General features: G+C 34.9%; 11 protein-coding genes. 5 read left to right on the top strand and 6 right to left on the bottom strand.

What is annotated here, in order from left to right; all coding sequences use genetic code 11:
- The first annotated feature begins 113 nt into the window (after positions 1-113).
- Positions 114-1,256: an acyltransferase family protein gene (locus tag IR022_RS10635; RefSeq protein WP_194203680.1), complete on the top strand. Its 1,143-nt coding sequence runs from the start codon at positions 114-116 to the stop codon at positions 1,254-1,256.
- Between the two features lie 110 nt (positions 1,257-1,366).
- Here IR022_RS10635 and IR022_RS10630 read toward each other — a convergent pair whose 3' ends face one another.
- From IR022_RS10630 to IR022_RS10620, 3 genes are read right to left on the bottom strand one after another with little or no spacing between them, the layout of a single operon-like run.
- Positions 1,367-2,554: a class I SAM-dependent rRNA methyltransferase gene (locus tag IR022_RS10630; RefSeq protein ID WP_194203679.1), complete on the bottom strand. Its 1,188-nt coding sequence runs from the start codon at positions 2,552-2,554 to the stop codon at positions 1,367-1,369.
- A gap of 50 nt (positions 2,555-2,604) precedes the next feature.
- The gene (locus IR022_RS10625; RefSeq protein ID WP_050708211.1) at positions 2,605-3,198 is read right to left on the bottom strand and encodes a 3'-5' exonuclease; all 594 of its coding nucleotides are present in this window, start codon (positions 3,196-3,198) and stop codon (positions 2,605-2,607) included.
- Positions 3,192-3,770, bottom strand: a complete 579-nt coding sequence (locus tag IR022_RS10620) for a DUF5063 domain-containing protein (RefSeq protein ID WP_194203678.1) — start codon at positions 3,768-3,770, stop codon at positions 3,192-3,194. The genes IR022_RS10625 and IR022_RS10620 overlap by 7 nt, the downstream gene beginning before the upstream one ends.
- Positions 3,771-4,055: 285 nt before the next feature.
- Between IR022_RS10620 and IR022_RS10615 the strand changes: the two genes are divergently transcribed.
- Positions 4,056-5,045: a WG repeat-containing protein gene (locus tag IR022_RS10615; protein ID WP_194203677.1), complete on the top strand. Its 990-nt coding sequence runs from the start codon at positions 4,056-4,058 to the stop codon at positions 5,043-5,045.
- 78 nt (positions 5,046-5,123) lie between these two features.
- Here IR022_RS10615 and IR022_RS10610 read toward each other — a convergent pair whose 3' ends face one another.
- Together IR022_RS10610 and IR022_RS10605 are read right to left on the bottom strand one after the other, a co-directional pair.
- Complete coding sequence (locus IR022_RS10610; RefSeq protein WP_194203676.1) at positions 5,124-6,002, bottom strand: beta-1,6-N-acetylglucosaminyltransferase; 879 nt, start codon at positions 6,000-6,002, stop codon at positions 5,124-5,126.
- Positions 6,003-6,014: 12 nt separating this feature from the next.
- Positions 6,015-7,415: a DUF6056 family protein gene (locus IR022_RS10605; protein WP_194203675.1), complete on the bottom strand. Its 1,401-nt coding sequence runs from the start codon at positions 7,413-7,415 to the stop codon at positions 6,015-6,017.
- A gap of 207 nt (positions 7,416-7,622) precedes the next feature.
- Between IR022_RS10605 and IR022_RS10600 the strand changes: the two genes are divergently transcribed.
- Both IR022_RS10600 and IR022_RS10595 read left to right on the top strand, forming a co-directional pair.
- Complete coding sequence (locus tag IR022_RS10600; RefSeq protein ID WP_194203674.1) at positions 7,623-9,032, top strand: OmpA family protein; 1,410 nt, start codon at positions 7,623-7,625, stop codon at positions 9,030-9,032.
- A 110-nt stretch (positions 9,033-9,142) separates the two neighbouring features.
- Complete coding sequence (locus IR022_RS10595) at positions 9,143-10,120, top strand: Gfo/Idh/MocA family protein (protein ID WP_194203673.1); 978 nt, start codon at positions 9,143-9,145, stop codon at positions 10,118-10,120.
- A 58-nt stretch (positions 10,121-10,178) separates the two neighbouring features.
- Here the strand turns inward: IR022_RS10595 and IR022_RS10590 are convergent, their stop codons facing one another.
- Positions 10,179-11,516 (bottom strand): dihydroorotase, encoded by a 1,338-nt coding sequence (locus IR022_RS10590; protein ID WP_194203931.1) that lies wholly within the window; start codon positions 11,514-11,516, stop codon positions 10,179-10,181.
- 756 nt (positions 11,517-12,272) lie between these two features.
- On the opposite strand from IR022_RS10590, the gene IR022_RS10585 reads away from it, so the two are divergent.
- A complete protein-coding gene (locus tag IR022_RS10585; protein WP_194203672.1) occupies positions 12,273-13,865 on the top strand; it encodes an ABC-F family ATP-binding cassette domain-containing protein in 1,593 nt (530 codons plus the stop codon).
- The last annotated feature ends 72 nt before the right edge of the window (positions 13,866-13,937 follow it).

Raw genomic sequence — 13,937 nt, 5'->3', positions numbered from 1 at the left:
CATATAAAACTAAGATTCACATAAAGTTATTATCGTTTTCGAGCAAAGGAAAAAAAATGTATTTTTGCCATTTCTATCGAAAAGCCTGAATATTAACAATAGAAATAAATCTTATGCTGAATACACAAGTCTCTAATGCTGCATTTGCAGATACTAAGCCACATTATAACATACTCGATGGGTTGCGCGGAGTGGCGGCTATCATGGTAGTATGTTTCCATATATTTGAAGCTTTTGCAAGCAGTCATTTAGATCAAAGAATCAATCATGGTTATTTAGCAGTCGATTTTTTCTTTATCCTATCGGGTTTCGTTGTTGGTTACGCTTATGACGATCGCTGGGGGAAAATGACTACAAAGGATTTCTTTAAACGTCGAATTATACGTCTTCACCCAATGGTTGTGATGGGAGCTATTATAGGTGCAATCATGTTTTACACTCAAGGTTGTTCTGTCTGGGATGTGTCGACGGTTGCTGTTGGGGCATTACTTGTTGCCACATTGTTGAATGCACTATTAATTCCGGCTACTCCGGGTACTGAAGTTCGAGGAGTAGGAGAAATGTTTCCTTTAAATGGTCCAAGTTGGTCTCTATTCTTTGAATATATAGGGAATATTCTCTATGTACTGTTCATCCGAAAACTCTCTACTAAAGCTCTTGCGGTGTTGGTGTTTGTTGTTGGATGCGGCTTAGCGGCATTTGCTATATTGGGGCCATTAGGTGATATATGTGTTGGGTTTTCACTAACCGGCACAGAATTTACGGGAGGATCTTTGCGATTGTTATTTTCTTTTTCTGCCGGATTACTTCTTTCACGTATTTTCAAACCTACTAATATAAAGGGTGCTTTCTGGATATGTAGTCTATTTATTATAGCTCTCTTAGCTGTACCTCGTATAGGTGGAGCTGAACATCTGTGGATGAATGGAATATATGATACTTTATGTTGTGTTGTCTTTTTTCCGCTTCTTGTCTATCTAGGGGCTTCTGGAAAAAGCACCGATAAGTATACTACTCGGATATGTAAATTCTTAGGAGATATTTCTTATCCTTTATATATGGTACATTACCCATTTATCTATCTGTATTTTGCTTGGGTAAAGAATGATAACCTAACATTTGAAGAATCATTGTCTGGTGCAGCAGGGGTTCTTTTCGGAAGTATTATTCTAGCTTATATTTGTTTGAAATTCTATGATATACCGGTACGCAGATATTTGACAAACCGATTTTTAAAGCCAAAAAAGAATGTGTAACCTTTTCCGTTAAGGTCGATGGTTCTCATATACTAAAAAAAGAAGGTGCCTCTAATAAAGTACCTTCTTTTTTTATTTAAATACGAGATGCTCTCTCGGTTGTCGGTGTCTTATTCTACATATAATACCAACCCTTTAAGATATTCTCCTTCCGGATGATAGATGTTGATAGGGTGATCAGCAGGCTGAGCTAATTGATGTAATATTTTCACACTTCTGCCCGATTGAGCTGCTGCACTGAATACCGCAAGTCTGAAAGCATCTTTAGATACTACCTGAGAACATGAAAAGGTAAATAATATGCCTCCCGGTGCTATCTTGTCAAAAGCATTTGCATTTAGTTTTTTATAGCCTTGTAGAGCGTTTCTGATAGCTCCACGATGTTTCGCAAAAGCCGGAGGGTCTAAGATAATGAGGTCGTGTTCGCCTTTTTCTATCTTAGCTAAATATTTGAATGCATCCTCAGCAAAAGCTGCATGTCGGCTATCGTTCGGGAAGTTTAACTCTACATTGTTTTGAGTAAACATGATTGCTTTGGCTGAACTGTCTACCGAGTGTACCGATTTCGCTTCTCCACGCATGGCGTAAAAAGAGAAACCTCCAGTATAGCAAAACATATTTAATACAGATCTTCCTTTCGAGTATTTTTCGAGTAGAGATCTATTATCTCTCTGATCTACAAAGAAGCCTGTTTTTTGTCCTTTGACCCAATCGGCTTGAAATTTCAACCCGTTCTCAATAGCGAAATTATCTACGTTTTTTCCTCCAAAAAGGTAATCATTTTCGGGAACAACATTAGGCTTATTAAGCAAAGTTGTTTCAGATTTGTAATATACATTTTGTAAGGTTGAGCCTAATACCTCGATCAGCGCATTGCTTATATCTTTTCTCGAATCGTGCATCCCAACTGAATGCGATTGCATAACAGCCGTATTGCCATATATATCAATTACTAACCCAGGAAGGTTGTCTCCCTCTCCGTGAATCAGTCGGTATGCGTTGTTAGAGTCGGAAACAACTCCAATGGCTTTACGTAGATTATAGGCAATCTCTAATTTTTCTTTCCAGAATGCAGAATCTATTTTTCTTTCTTGAAAACTAAGGACACGAACTTCTATGCTGTCGATCTGATAATGTCCTACGGCTATAAAATCGTTGTTCGATGTATATACGTTTACAACTTCACCCTCAGTTAGGTTCGAATCTTTTTGTGCAACTGCTCCTGAAAATATCCAGGGGTGAAAACGGCGAAGCGATTCTTCTTTCTTCGGTTTAAGTGTAATTTTTTTATAGCTCATATATTATTGATATGATAAGTTTTTAAGCAATATGGTTCCTCGTAAATACCTTATTTGTCTTCTGCTAAACTGGGGTTGAGGCGTATTAATTTGTTGTATATCTGTAGACATGCCCATGCATCAAGAGAGGCGTATTTTTGTTGGGCTTCGCTCAGTATATCTGCTTCCCAATTTGAAAGACGTTGACTCTTAGAGATCTTTTCTCCAAATAATATGGCGTAGATTCTTTGTAGTCCATTGTCTTCTATTCCGAACTTCTTTACAAAAGATTGCAATTCAATAAAGTTTTTAGGCTCTAACTGCATACGCTTTCTTATTGCCGAAAAATCGTCTTTAAGAGAAAGTCCGATTTTCTTTATGTCTGGACTAATTAGAATTCGACTAAGGCATTCAGGTATATCAATAAAGTTAAGCCTGAATAAGAAGCAAGTATCTTCGGTCGATAACTGCATCAATGCAATAGTTCGGATAAGTCCTTTTTTGAATGATGGACGGGTTTCGGTATCAAAACCAATCACCTTGTGCTGCTCTAGGAAAGAGGTTGCTTTTTGAGCCTCTTTCTCGGTTTGTACCACAATCATTCGTCCCGGAAAAACGGCTATTGGTAAGGTCGATATTTCTTCTTTAGATATTGTACTTACCACTCTTCTTGTATATTATCGGAGTCCAAATCGTCTTCGTCCGGATTTTCTTCGCCTATCGAATATTTTAGAGAATGGAGTGCCCGAAGGACATTCACTAGTTTTTGTCCCCAGTAAAGTTTAAAGTTTTCATAACAGATATATAAGCCTTCGCTCATATTCTCTTCGATACCCTGCTCGTATATGGATATAAAGTTTTTAATGTCTTGATATATATCTGCAATGTCTTCAGAGATACTTGCTGCGATAGGGGTATCACTATATTTCATGTCTTCCAGAAATACTTCCAGATAAGTATCATTCTCTTTGTAGGCAGTATATAGTTTAGATATTATATAATTGTAATCATCTTCAGTAACTGTTATTTCAGGATATATATCCTCTTCTATTTCTGTTTCGGGCAGTAACGCAGCTTTTAAATATAACAAAGGCAATAGCTTTGTTAATTTGTCAGTGTATTCTTTGCTTGTTTGATTCTCTGGGTTTTCTAAAAAAGTGCAGTATTGTACAGCAACTGTAACAAATTCTACTACATTTTTTGAAAACACGACATTGTTTGCCAACTCTTTTCCCATTGCTGAATATTTTATTCTATTTCGATATTACAAATTTAGGAAATAATATTGAAAGATAGTTCTTGTATGTTATATCTTGTGAAATCACTGATTATATCGGCTTTATCTTTGTATTACAATAACTAAATCGTACATTTGCAGAGAGTTTTGAGCGCGAATACCTTTTCTGTCGCTTTTGCAAGTGTAAACTTTACAGATAGTTACGATTGAGAAACGTGCCAATGAATATTTTGCTATACTTGTGTGATAAAGAAGAACTAACAATAAAAGATTTTAAAATATTTGATGAAAACAATTGCATTTTTACTAACCATTCTTTTGTCAATCGGTAGTGTTACTTACGCTCAAAAAGTTGAGATTTATCAGAATAAGGATAAATTTGGAATAAAACAAGGAGATAAAACCTTAGTGAAAGCTCAGTATGAGGCATTAGAATCGGTTGAAGAAGGATTCTTCGCATTCAGAAAAAAAGGTAAGTGTGGAGTGATTACTAAAAGTGGAACAACTATAATTCCGGAAGCATATGATGACATAAAGTCTTTTGGAAATGGTTTGTTCTTGGTGAAAGATGGTAAAACTTGGGGATTGGTAGATAGAACTAATAAGTTAGTGTTACCTATTGCTTACACAAGTTTCAAATTTGTAAATGATCATCTTTGTGAAGTTAAATCGCAAGGGAAATTCGGTCTTATCAATAAATATGGAGATGTTGTTATTCCTGCGCAATACGAGGGTGTAGCTCCTTTTAACGACTCTTTCTTTTTAATAGAAAAAGGAGGCAAGTCGGGACTTATAGATGATGCTGGGAAAATTGTTGTTGAAGCATTGTATGATGGCTTTGATAAAGTTGTAAATAAGGATCTTTATAATGTAAGATTGGGTAGTAAGATTGGCTTGATGACTCCAGAGGGACAAGTTATATTAGCCCCTGTTTATGATGCAATAGAGGATGATTCGTGCATCGGGATGAAATTAACAGAGAATGGGAAAATAGGTTTTTATACAAAGACCCGTCATCTTATTGCTCCTACATATTCAAAAGTGTTATTTTATCAACCCGAACTTGGCTTAGCAGTTGTAGAAGAAGGTGGTAAGTATGGTATTGTAACCGATCGTGGTACTGTTACGCCTTCAGCTTACGAAAATATAAGTCGTTTTTCTCCTAGAGGCATTGCTTTTGTTGAGAAGTCTGGAAAACTAATGGCTATCAATGTTGAAGGTCGTGAAATGGTTCTACAAGAAATTATGGGAGCAGGTAATCAACCTCCTCAATAAATAGAAATATATCAATTCTATATATAAAGAAAAGTCTGTCTGATTCAGATAGACTTTTTTGTTTTAGGTTCTAATATTTTAGATTTTGCTTATATCTGATTTGATCTTATCTAACAATGCCTCAGAAACAGGATATTCAAATTTTCGAGCAAACAATGCATCAGAACTTTTTATGTTTTCATAATCGCTAAAATCCAGATTTGCAGGAAAATTTCCATTGCGTTCTTCCCAAATTATAAATCTCATATTGTTATTTATAATTGTTTCTTTCATGGGTGAATTTAAGAGAATGGTCTGAAAGAATATCTCTTCGGAACAAAATGAGTAATTGAATCTTTTTAAGTATTTGGGATGGTCGTTCATATACTGAAATACATGTTCGACGGATTCTCTCTTAAGAGACCAATAGGTTGATCCTCCAAATAAAGGAGGGAAATCTTTACTAAAACTTCTTTTGAATCCTATTGCTTTTTGAAGTTTCGAGAAACCTTTAATTAGTCTTTCATTTAATCCGGTTCTTCCATCTAATAAGTCGTACATGTTATAGCGAGATAACCTATCCATGCCATTTTCCGGCCAAGGGGAATAGGGTAGAGTATGATACTCCATAAAATCGTTGCCTTTATTGTTGTCGAAGAATTTAGAGAATCCCTCAAGAGGCTTGATCGGGTAATCATGTCCCGTTATTAGATGAAAGTATTTATTGTCTTTATTATCTATTGCTTCTTTTGCCAGTTCTAATATTGCTTTTAAATGATTAATGCCTCCCCAGTTTATTTTGTATTGTTGAGATACGTATTGTACTCTTTTTTTTGAAGATAATTTATTGAGGTTTTCTTTCGAAATAGAGCTCTTTTTGTCTATATGAATGTATATATTGAAACTGTCATCAAAAAAATTAACTAAATCTTCCAGATGATCATAGTTTTTGTATGCTGTAATTAGAATAGCTTGCATAGGGTAGAGCTTTTACTTTTCGAGTTGAAAATCAATTCCATAATATAAAGACATATATGGCAGGGCGTAGGGTGTATCTCCTAAGCCGAATTTGGTTCGTGCCTGATACTCTTTAAAGACTACACTTGTGGCTTTATCATTTTTCTTTTCTGCAATAATAAGCATTCTTTCTTCCCAGATGTTATTTATAGCCTTTACATCTTTATATGCATCGTAAAAAGAAGCCATGAAGCTTATGACGCAAAATATAAGGAAGCAGTATTTGGCTTGTTTTACTAATGGTGTAAACCTATCGATCTTATTATATAAGATGCCAAATGCTATGATGTTAAAGGTTATTGTACCAAACCATGCACGTGCCGGAAATCCTGGCGATGCAACCATGATGTATATTGAAATAAATACTCCAATGAAATATATGCATATATATGACAAGGTAGCCTTTCTGTTATTGCAGTTAACTTTACTGTAAATAAGCATCAATAAAGTAATACCTAGATTTAAAAGTCCTAAATAATTGACAAAGCGTTGAGTATAGTTTAATACTCTGTATGTAACGAGAAATGGACTGATGGATGTGCCTTCTGCTCTGGCAAAGTTTCCGGGGGCAGCAATCATTATAATATATCCGATAATTGCTCCAATGAGGCCAGCATACATCCAAATAGGAATTTTGTTGTTGCTGTATTTGTAGTATAAGATAAAGCATGTTATCATAATGATCATTGCTGCAGCGGTATTCTCATTGGTCCACCCTGCGATAACTCCTCCTGTGAGCATTATTAGAGAAAAGGTAATATCCTTTAATAAAGCTGATTGTTTATTCTTATATAATCTATAAGGAAGTAGGAATAATAATATAATGAGGGTTCCCCATAAATAATTAGAGCTACCTGTAATCCATAGAACGGTTTCTGCAAATACAGGTTGTAAGAACCATGTTAGGGAAAATGAAATAATCAGAATATTTATGCTGTTTTTTAATTTTCCTATGATATGGTAGTGGATGGTTAATATAAAAGCAATAAACCCAAGTGAGTTTATTATATCTATAACAAGAGAATTGTCAGTCAAGAGTAGCATTTGCGTGATAAAGTGAACAACGCTTCTCCCTCCCCATTTATAGTAGTGTAAGTATTGAGACTGGAAGATGTCATTTATAGAGGTCAGGCGACTTTGAGTTTGATAAATGAAGGAATAGACAAAATCATCTCCAATCAGAGGAGTTTTGATGTTAAGGAAAAGAATAAATGGGAAGATGAGGCATAATACGAGCATAAATAAGAGATTGTAAACCGATCGTCTCTTTATGATGAAGTTCTCTAAAGAACTAAAGCTCGATTTTGCCTGAAATAACAGGTCTTTTGTTCGAAAAAATGTTTTTTCGAAAAGAAAGGGTATTTTATTTAACATTTTGATTCATCTTCTTTTTAAGACTTTTATTTATATACAAATATAAAAAATTATATATTCTTTTGATAAAAAAGTGCTTATATATCTATATTATATAGGTGTATAATTCTGTTTTATGCTGAAAAAAAGAGGTTTAATGTTTTTCTCTAAAAAAAAACTCTTATATTTGCACATTATTACGAATTAACATTAATCAATGTTTTGGATATGAACAAAAAGGATTTTATCATTTCATTCCTCTTTATTACGAGTCTTTTTTCACTTTCTGCTCAAGAAGAGTCAAGTCGTACTCTTATAGCTGAAGAGGTGGAATATGGACAACCTAATCAGACTTATAATACATATAAGACTACTTGGAAAAAAAATAGCTTTAAAGATAACTGGGTTTTTACTATTGGTGGTGGTGCTCAAACAATATTGGGTATAGACGATAGTAAAGGTCCGACTAAAGATCGTGTAACGTTTGCTCCTCAAATATCGATCGGGAAATATTTCTCTCCAATTTGGGGGTTGAGATTAAATCTGACTGGAGGTTCTCTACACGGATTTAATGATGGTAGCTATGGTACTTATGTTAAGTGGAACCATGGGACTAAAAATTATATGGGACAAAGTGTTGTTAACACTCCTGGTTACCCTCAAACATCGGCTGGTGCTCATATGTTGACTTGGGATCCCTCTTGGAATTATAGATGGGATTTAACAAATCCTGATGTCTATAAGGAAAATATCGGAATGGATGGAGACAATTATTATTGGAAGCCAGGAAGAAATGAAGGTAAACTTTATATGGATCATATTCGTTACTTTCAGGTGAATGTTGACTTTATGTTCGATTTGTTTAATTTAGTAGGTAATTATAATCCTAAGCGTTTCTTTGAAATAACACCTTTTGGGGGGATTGGATTCTACAATACTTTATCTAATATGGGTAGTGATAATATCATGTCCGCTGGAGTTCATGGAGGTATCATTACTAAATTTAGATTAAGTGATAATTTTGGTTTGAATGCTGAGTTTTCGGGTTCTGTAGTGCCAGATTCATTTGATGGACAGATAGGGGATAAATCTAATATGGATGGTATTGCTCAAGCTACTTTATCTCTTGCTTACAAATTTGGTAGAACAGACTGGGAAGTTGCTGAACCAATGGATTATGAATTGGTTAATCGTCTGAACGACGAAATAAATACACTGAGAGAACGTAATGCTAAGTTGGCTGCTAAAGAGTGTCCTACTTGTCCTCCACCGCCTCCAGTTGTTAAAAGCGAACCAACAACAAGCTCTGATATTAAATTCTTACCGGATCCAGTATTCTTTAGAATTGACAAAGCTGTTATTGATCCAACTGAATGGGCTAAGATTGACAAAGCTGCAAGATACTTAACTGATCACCCTGATGTTAATGTGGTAGTTACTGGTTATGCAGATAAGAAAACAGCTTATCCTGAATATAACATGAAATTATCAGAACGTCGTGCTAAGACTGTATCTCAAGCATTGATCGAGAAATATGGTATCAACCCATTAAGAGTTTCTATTAATTGGTCAGGAGATCAAATCCAACCATTTAAGATAAACGAATGGAACCGTGTTGTTATATTTGTTATTGAATAAATAGTAAACTATATAATATTAGAACGTCTCTTAGTGAAAACGAAGGGACGTTTTTTTATATTTGCTTATTGGTAGAGTTATTGTAGAGGAAAACTTATAATCAATATGATATGGAAAAAGTAAACTGGGGTATTATAGGCTGTGGTAATGTTTGTGAGAAGAAGAGTGGTCCTTCTTTTTATAAGATAGAGCATTCAGCTTTAGCTGCTGTAATGAGGAGAGATATAGATAAGGTGAAAGATTACGCCCAAAGGCATAACGTCTCGAAATATTATACTGATGCCGATCAGCTTATTTCTGATCCTGATGTTGATGCAGTATATGTTGCTACACCTCCCAATACACATGCTAGCTATGCTATTAAAGCCATGCAGGCTGGTAAACCTGTGTATGTAGAAAAGCCTATGGCAATGAATCTTTTGGAATGTGAGGAAATGATTAAGGTCTCTACTGCAACTAATCAGAAGCTATTTGTAGCCTTTTATCGTAGAGCATTGTCTTACTTTCTGAAGGTGCAGGAGTTGCTAGAGAATAAAGCTATAGGTGAGATTTTGACTGTTGATGTAAAACAATATCGGTCACCCAGACTATCTGATTTAACATTCTCTGATCAGACTTGGAGAGTTGATAAGAATATAGCAGGAGAGGGCTATTTTTATGATCTGGCTCCTCACACTTTAGATATACTAGACTTTTTGTTAGGTGAGATTAGTGATGCTAAAGGTTTCTCTGCAAACTTAGGTAAGCTCTATGATGCAAAAGATACTATATCAGCTATACTTCAATTCAAGTCGGGAGTTATAGGCAGTGGTCAATGGTGTTTTGTAACCTCTAATCGGACTGATATTGATTCTATAATTATTACAGGAACTAAAGGTGAGATCAGATTCAGCACATTTGCTTTCTCGCCTATTGAACTAATAACAGAAGTGCTTTCGGAGAGTTTTGATATTCCTTCACCCGAACATATTCAGCAACCCTTGATTCAAACAATTGTAGATGAGTTGAGAGGTATTGGAAAGTGTCCTTCTACTGGAATTAGTGGTGCGAGAACTTCCAGAGTAATGGGCTTGATTCTTAAATCTTAAATAATATCTATGACCTTAAACTTCATGAAAGTTTAAGGTCATAGATATTATTGATGTCTTAGTTGTTGAAAGTTAGAGCCTGACCTCTTACTTCATTAACTTGTCCGTTTTCAAAAGCTATTTGTCCGTTTAGGAATGTCTTTTCAATAGAGGTTGATACGGTTTCATTTTCAAGTGGAGACCATTTACATTTGTATAAAATATTATCTTGAGTAATTGTGTAATCTTTGTTTGGATTCACTAAAACAAGATCGGCAAAATACCCTTCACGAATATATCCTCGCTTATTTACTCTGAAAAGAGTGGCAGGTGCATGGCACATTTTGTCAACGACTTCCTCTTTCGATATTTTACCTTGTTTAGATAACTCAAGCATCATCTGTAAAGAATGTTGCACTAATGGACCTCCTGAAGCTGCTTGTAAGCATCCTCCGACTTTTTCTTCCAATAGGTGAGGGGCGTGATCTGTTGCTACCACATCTAGTTTACCTTTAAGTAACCCTTGAAGAAGAGCATCTCTGTCTTGTTTTGTCTTTACAGCAGGATTCCATTTGATACGATTTCCGTATTTCTCATAATCTTCGTCTGAAAACCAAAGGTGATGTACACAAACTTCGCCTGTAATTTTTTTCTCAGCAAGAGGTTTAATATCAAAGAGACTAATTTCTCTTTCTGTTGAAAGGTGAAGTATGTGAAGTCTTGCTCCATATTTGTCAGCAAGTTCTACTGCCTTGGCTGATGATTGGTAACAAGCTTCTGCGCTTCTTATCAGAGGATGGTATTTCACAGGAATATCATCACCTAATAATTTTTTATAGTAAGCAATGTTTTTTTGTATAATTTCTTCTTCTTCGCAGTGAGTTGTGATAATCATATCTATTTCGGCAAAGATTCCTTCCAATGCTTTGCGTTTATCTACAAGCATATTTCCGGTAGATGATCCCATGAATATTTTCACTCCGCACGTATTCTTCTTGTCAATTTTGCGAAGTTCAGCTAGATTATCATTAGTAGCTCCTAGATAAAAAGAATAGTTGGCATATGATTTTTGTGAAGCTACTTCAAACTTAGCGTCTAAGGTTTCTATTGAGGTTGTTTGTGGTTTAGTATTGGGCATCTCCATAAAAGAGGTTACTCCTCCCGCAATAGCCGCTTTACTTTCGGAAGCTAAATCTCCTTTGTGTGTTAGTCCGGGATCTCTAAAGTGAACCTGATCATCTATTACGCCCGGTGTTAACCATAAACCTTCGGCGTTAATAATTGTTGCTCTGTTTAGAATTTCAGAAGGAGTCTCGTTGTTTGTATAAACAGCTTTAATAATCTCTCCTTCTATCAGGACAGATCCTTTAGTCGATTTGCCTTCATTTATGATTGTAGCATTCTGAATAAGATACATACCTATTATTGTTTTCTGGTTATCCATTAAGGTCTCAGACCTCTTTTATTATCCAATCTAAATATAGCTATTATTGTAAGTTGTGACTTTAAAGTATTACATTAAATTTCAACTTTTTTTAATATTATCTTATAGATTGTATTGCAAAGATAACGGTTTTGATGATAAGAATTCCAAAATGAGGATGAAGACCTTTTGCAAATTAGAGATACAAGTTCTAAACAAAGGTGATAGGTCTTCTCGTTTACTTAATTATAGTATTGCTGTGTGTTTGTGATATCTAGTAATAGGCGAATCTCTGTTTTTTAGATAATTATCTAATAGATTGATTGTCTAGAATCTTAGATTTTTCATTTAAGATTCTTTTACTCAATAAAATATTGTATATCTTTGTCGAATTATAAACGAAAAAGTACTCCAGTGAAAATATCTAAGTAAAAGGGATGGTTATATACCATCATGAAACTCCGAACACTTCGGGACATTTTGGTTAATACAATTATCAATTTTGTCAGCTGCAATATCTGCAAATGCACTGGCATAAACTTAGAATTCATGTAATTAATAAATTATACAAGTCTTTAATAATTTGTTTTGGCTCATAACAGACTGTAGTTGTTATGCCTACTAAAGCAATAAAGAGGTTTGATGTATTTAAGCAACACATTCGTGATTGTTTATCCATATCTATTTTATACCTACATCTACTAAATGGGTTTTTAGACCCTAGTTTATAATATTATACATTAGTGCTTTATGAGTATTATGGTTAATAACCTTTCATATATACACCCCGATAAGGAGATTTTATTTCAAAATATCAATTTCAATATTTCATCAGGAGAAAAAATAGCCTTGATAGGTAACAATGGTTCAGGGAAATCGACATTGCTGCGAATCTTAGGTGAGCAGATCGAGCCTTCCGAAGGGGAAATTATTTATTCTGATAAACCCTATTATATTTCTCAACATTTTGGACAATATAATGATCTTACCATTTCTCAGGTTCTTGGAGTAGACGATAAGCTAAAGGCGTTGCATGCTATTCTTGATGGAGATACTTCAACGGATAATCTTGAATGTTTGGATGACGACTGGAGTGTTGAGGGCAGAATTGGTGCAGCTTTATTTTTCTGGGGTCTGCAAGACTTAGAGTTATCTCAACCAATGAGAAACTTAAGTGGAGGCGAAAAAACAAAAGTCTTTTTATCTGCAATCTCAATTCATTCACCCGCAATTATTCTTTTAGACGAACCATCTAATCATCTTGATTTAGAGAGTCGGAACTTGCTTTATCAGTTTATCAGAAAGAGTAAGGCAACCATTCTTGTTGTGAGTCACGATAGAACTTTACTGAATCTATTGGAAAGAACCATAGAGTTGAGACAAAATGCAGTTGATATTTATGGTGGTAACTATGATTTTTACGAAATTCAAAAAGAGGAAAAATTAAATGCCCTGCAAGCTCAGCTCGAAGAGAATGAAAAGACTTTGAGGTTAGCCCGACAAAAAGCAAGGGATATTACAGAGCAAAAGCAAAAGAATGAGGTAAGAGGTAAAAAGCAGAAACAAAAAGCGGGTATTCCGCGTATAGCGATGGGTATGCTCAAAGATAAGGCAGAGCAGAGTGGTGCTAAGTTGAGAAATATTCAAAATGAGAAATTGAATGAAATTTCGGATAGTAATAAAGAAATCAGACAACATATTCAAAAAGAGGAAGTCTTAAAAGTCGAGTTTAACACCTCGAATCTGCATTCCGGGAAAATCCTTATTGAGGCAAAGAATCTGAATTTCTCCTATGTAGGGAAGCCTCTATGGTCTGAGCCTTTAAACTTCCAAATCCGTAGTGATGATAGAATTAGAATTACCGGTAATAATGGCGCAGGGAAAACAACTCTCATGAAAATAATGACGGCAAAGTTAGAGTCTACAACTGGAAGTGTTTTTATTGCTGACTTTCAATCTTTGTATATAGACCAAGAATACTCTATCATAGATAATGAGTTGACAGTCTTTAATCAGGTTGAAAAGTTTAACGAACGGCATCTTCTTGAGCATGAATTAAAAATACTTTTGCATCGTTATCAATTTCCGAATGGTGTGTGGAATAGAAAATGTGTGCAACTAAGTGGAGGTGAAAAAATGAAACTTATACTTTGTTGCTTAGCCATAAGTAATAATGTGCCTGATGTGATTATATTGGATGAGCCAACTAATAATTTGGATATACACAGTCAAAAGACGTTGATAGCTTCCATTAAAGATTTTGGAGGTTCGGTTATAGTAATTTCGCACGATCAGACTTTTATAGAGGAGATTCATGTGAAACAAACAATAGAGCTCAATTGATAGAGTATTAAGATTATGCAGTTCACAGTCTGCATAATCTTAATAAGTATTATCTTTTTTTCTTGTATGAAA

Origin of the sequence: Dysgonomonas sp. GY617 (genome assembly GCF_015233815.1) — a bacterium.
In the GTDB taxonomy this organism is placed as follows: domain Bacteria; phylum Bacteroidota; class Bacteroidia; order Bacteroidales; family Dysgonomonadaceae; genus Dysgonomonas_A.
The sequence above is the reverse complement of the archived record's forward strand: the minus strand, read 5'-3'. Positions and strand labels throughout refer to the sequence as shown.

Bases quoted from the DNA above. Each gene is read 5' to 3' on its own strand.
- IR022_RS10635 (WP_194203680.1), top strand. From the start codon at position 114: ATGCTGAATACACAAGTCTCTAATGCTGCATTTGCAGATACTAAGCCA.
- IR022_RS10630 (WP_194203679.1), bottom strand. From the start codon at position 2,554: ATGAGCTATAAAAAAATTACACTTAAACCGAAGAAAGAAGAATCGCTT.
- IR022_RS10620 (WP_194203678.1), bottom strand. From the start codon at position 3,770: ATGGGAAAAGAGTTGGCAAACAATGTCGTGTTTTCAAAAAATGTAGTA.
- IR022_RS10615 (WP_194203677.1), top strand. From the start codon at position 4,056: ATGAAAACAATTGCATTTTTACTAACCATTCTTTTGTCAATCGGTAGT.
- IR022_RS10610 (WP_194203676.1), bottom strand. From the start codon at position 6,002: ATGCAAGCTATTCTAATTACAGCATACAAAAACTATGATCATCTGGAA.
- IR022_RS10605 (WP_194203675.1), bottom strand. From the start codon at position 7,415: ATGTTAAATAAAATACCCTTTCTTTTCGAAAAAACATTTTTTCGAACA.
- IR022_RS10600 (WP_194203674.1), top strand. From the start codon at position 7,623: ATGAACAAAAAGGATTTTATCATTTCATTCCTCTTTATTACGAGTCTT.
- IR022_RS10595 (WP_194203673.1), top strand. From the start codon at position 9,143: ATGGAAAAAGTAAACTGGGGTATTATAGGCTGTGGTAATGTTTGTGAG.
- IR022_RS10590 (WP_194203931.1), bottom strand. From the start codon at position 11,516: ATGTATCTTATTCAGAATGCTACAATCATAAATGAAGGCAAATCGACT.
- IR022_RS10585 (WP_194203672.1), top strand. From the start codon at position 12,273: ATGAGTATTATGGTTAATAACCTTTCATATATACACCCCGATAAGGAG.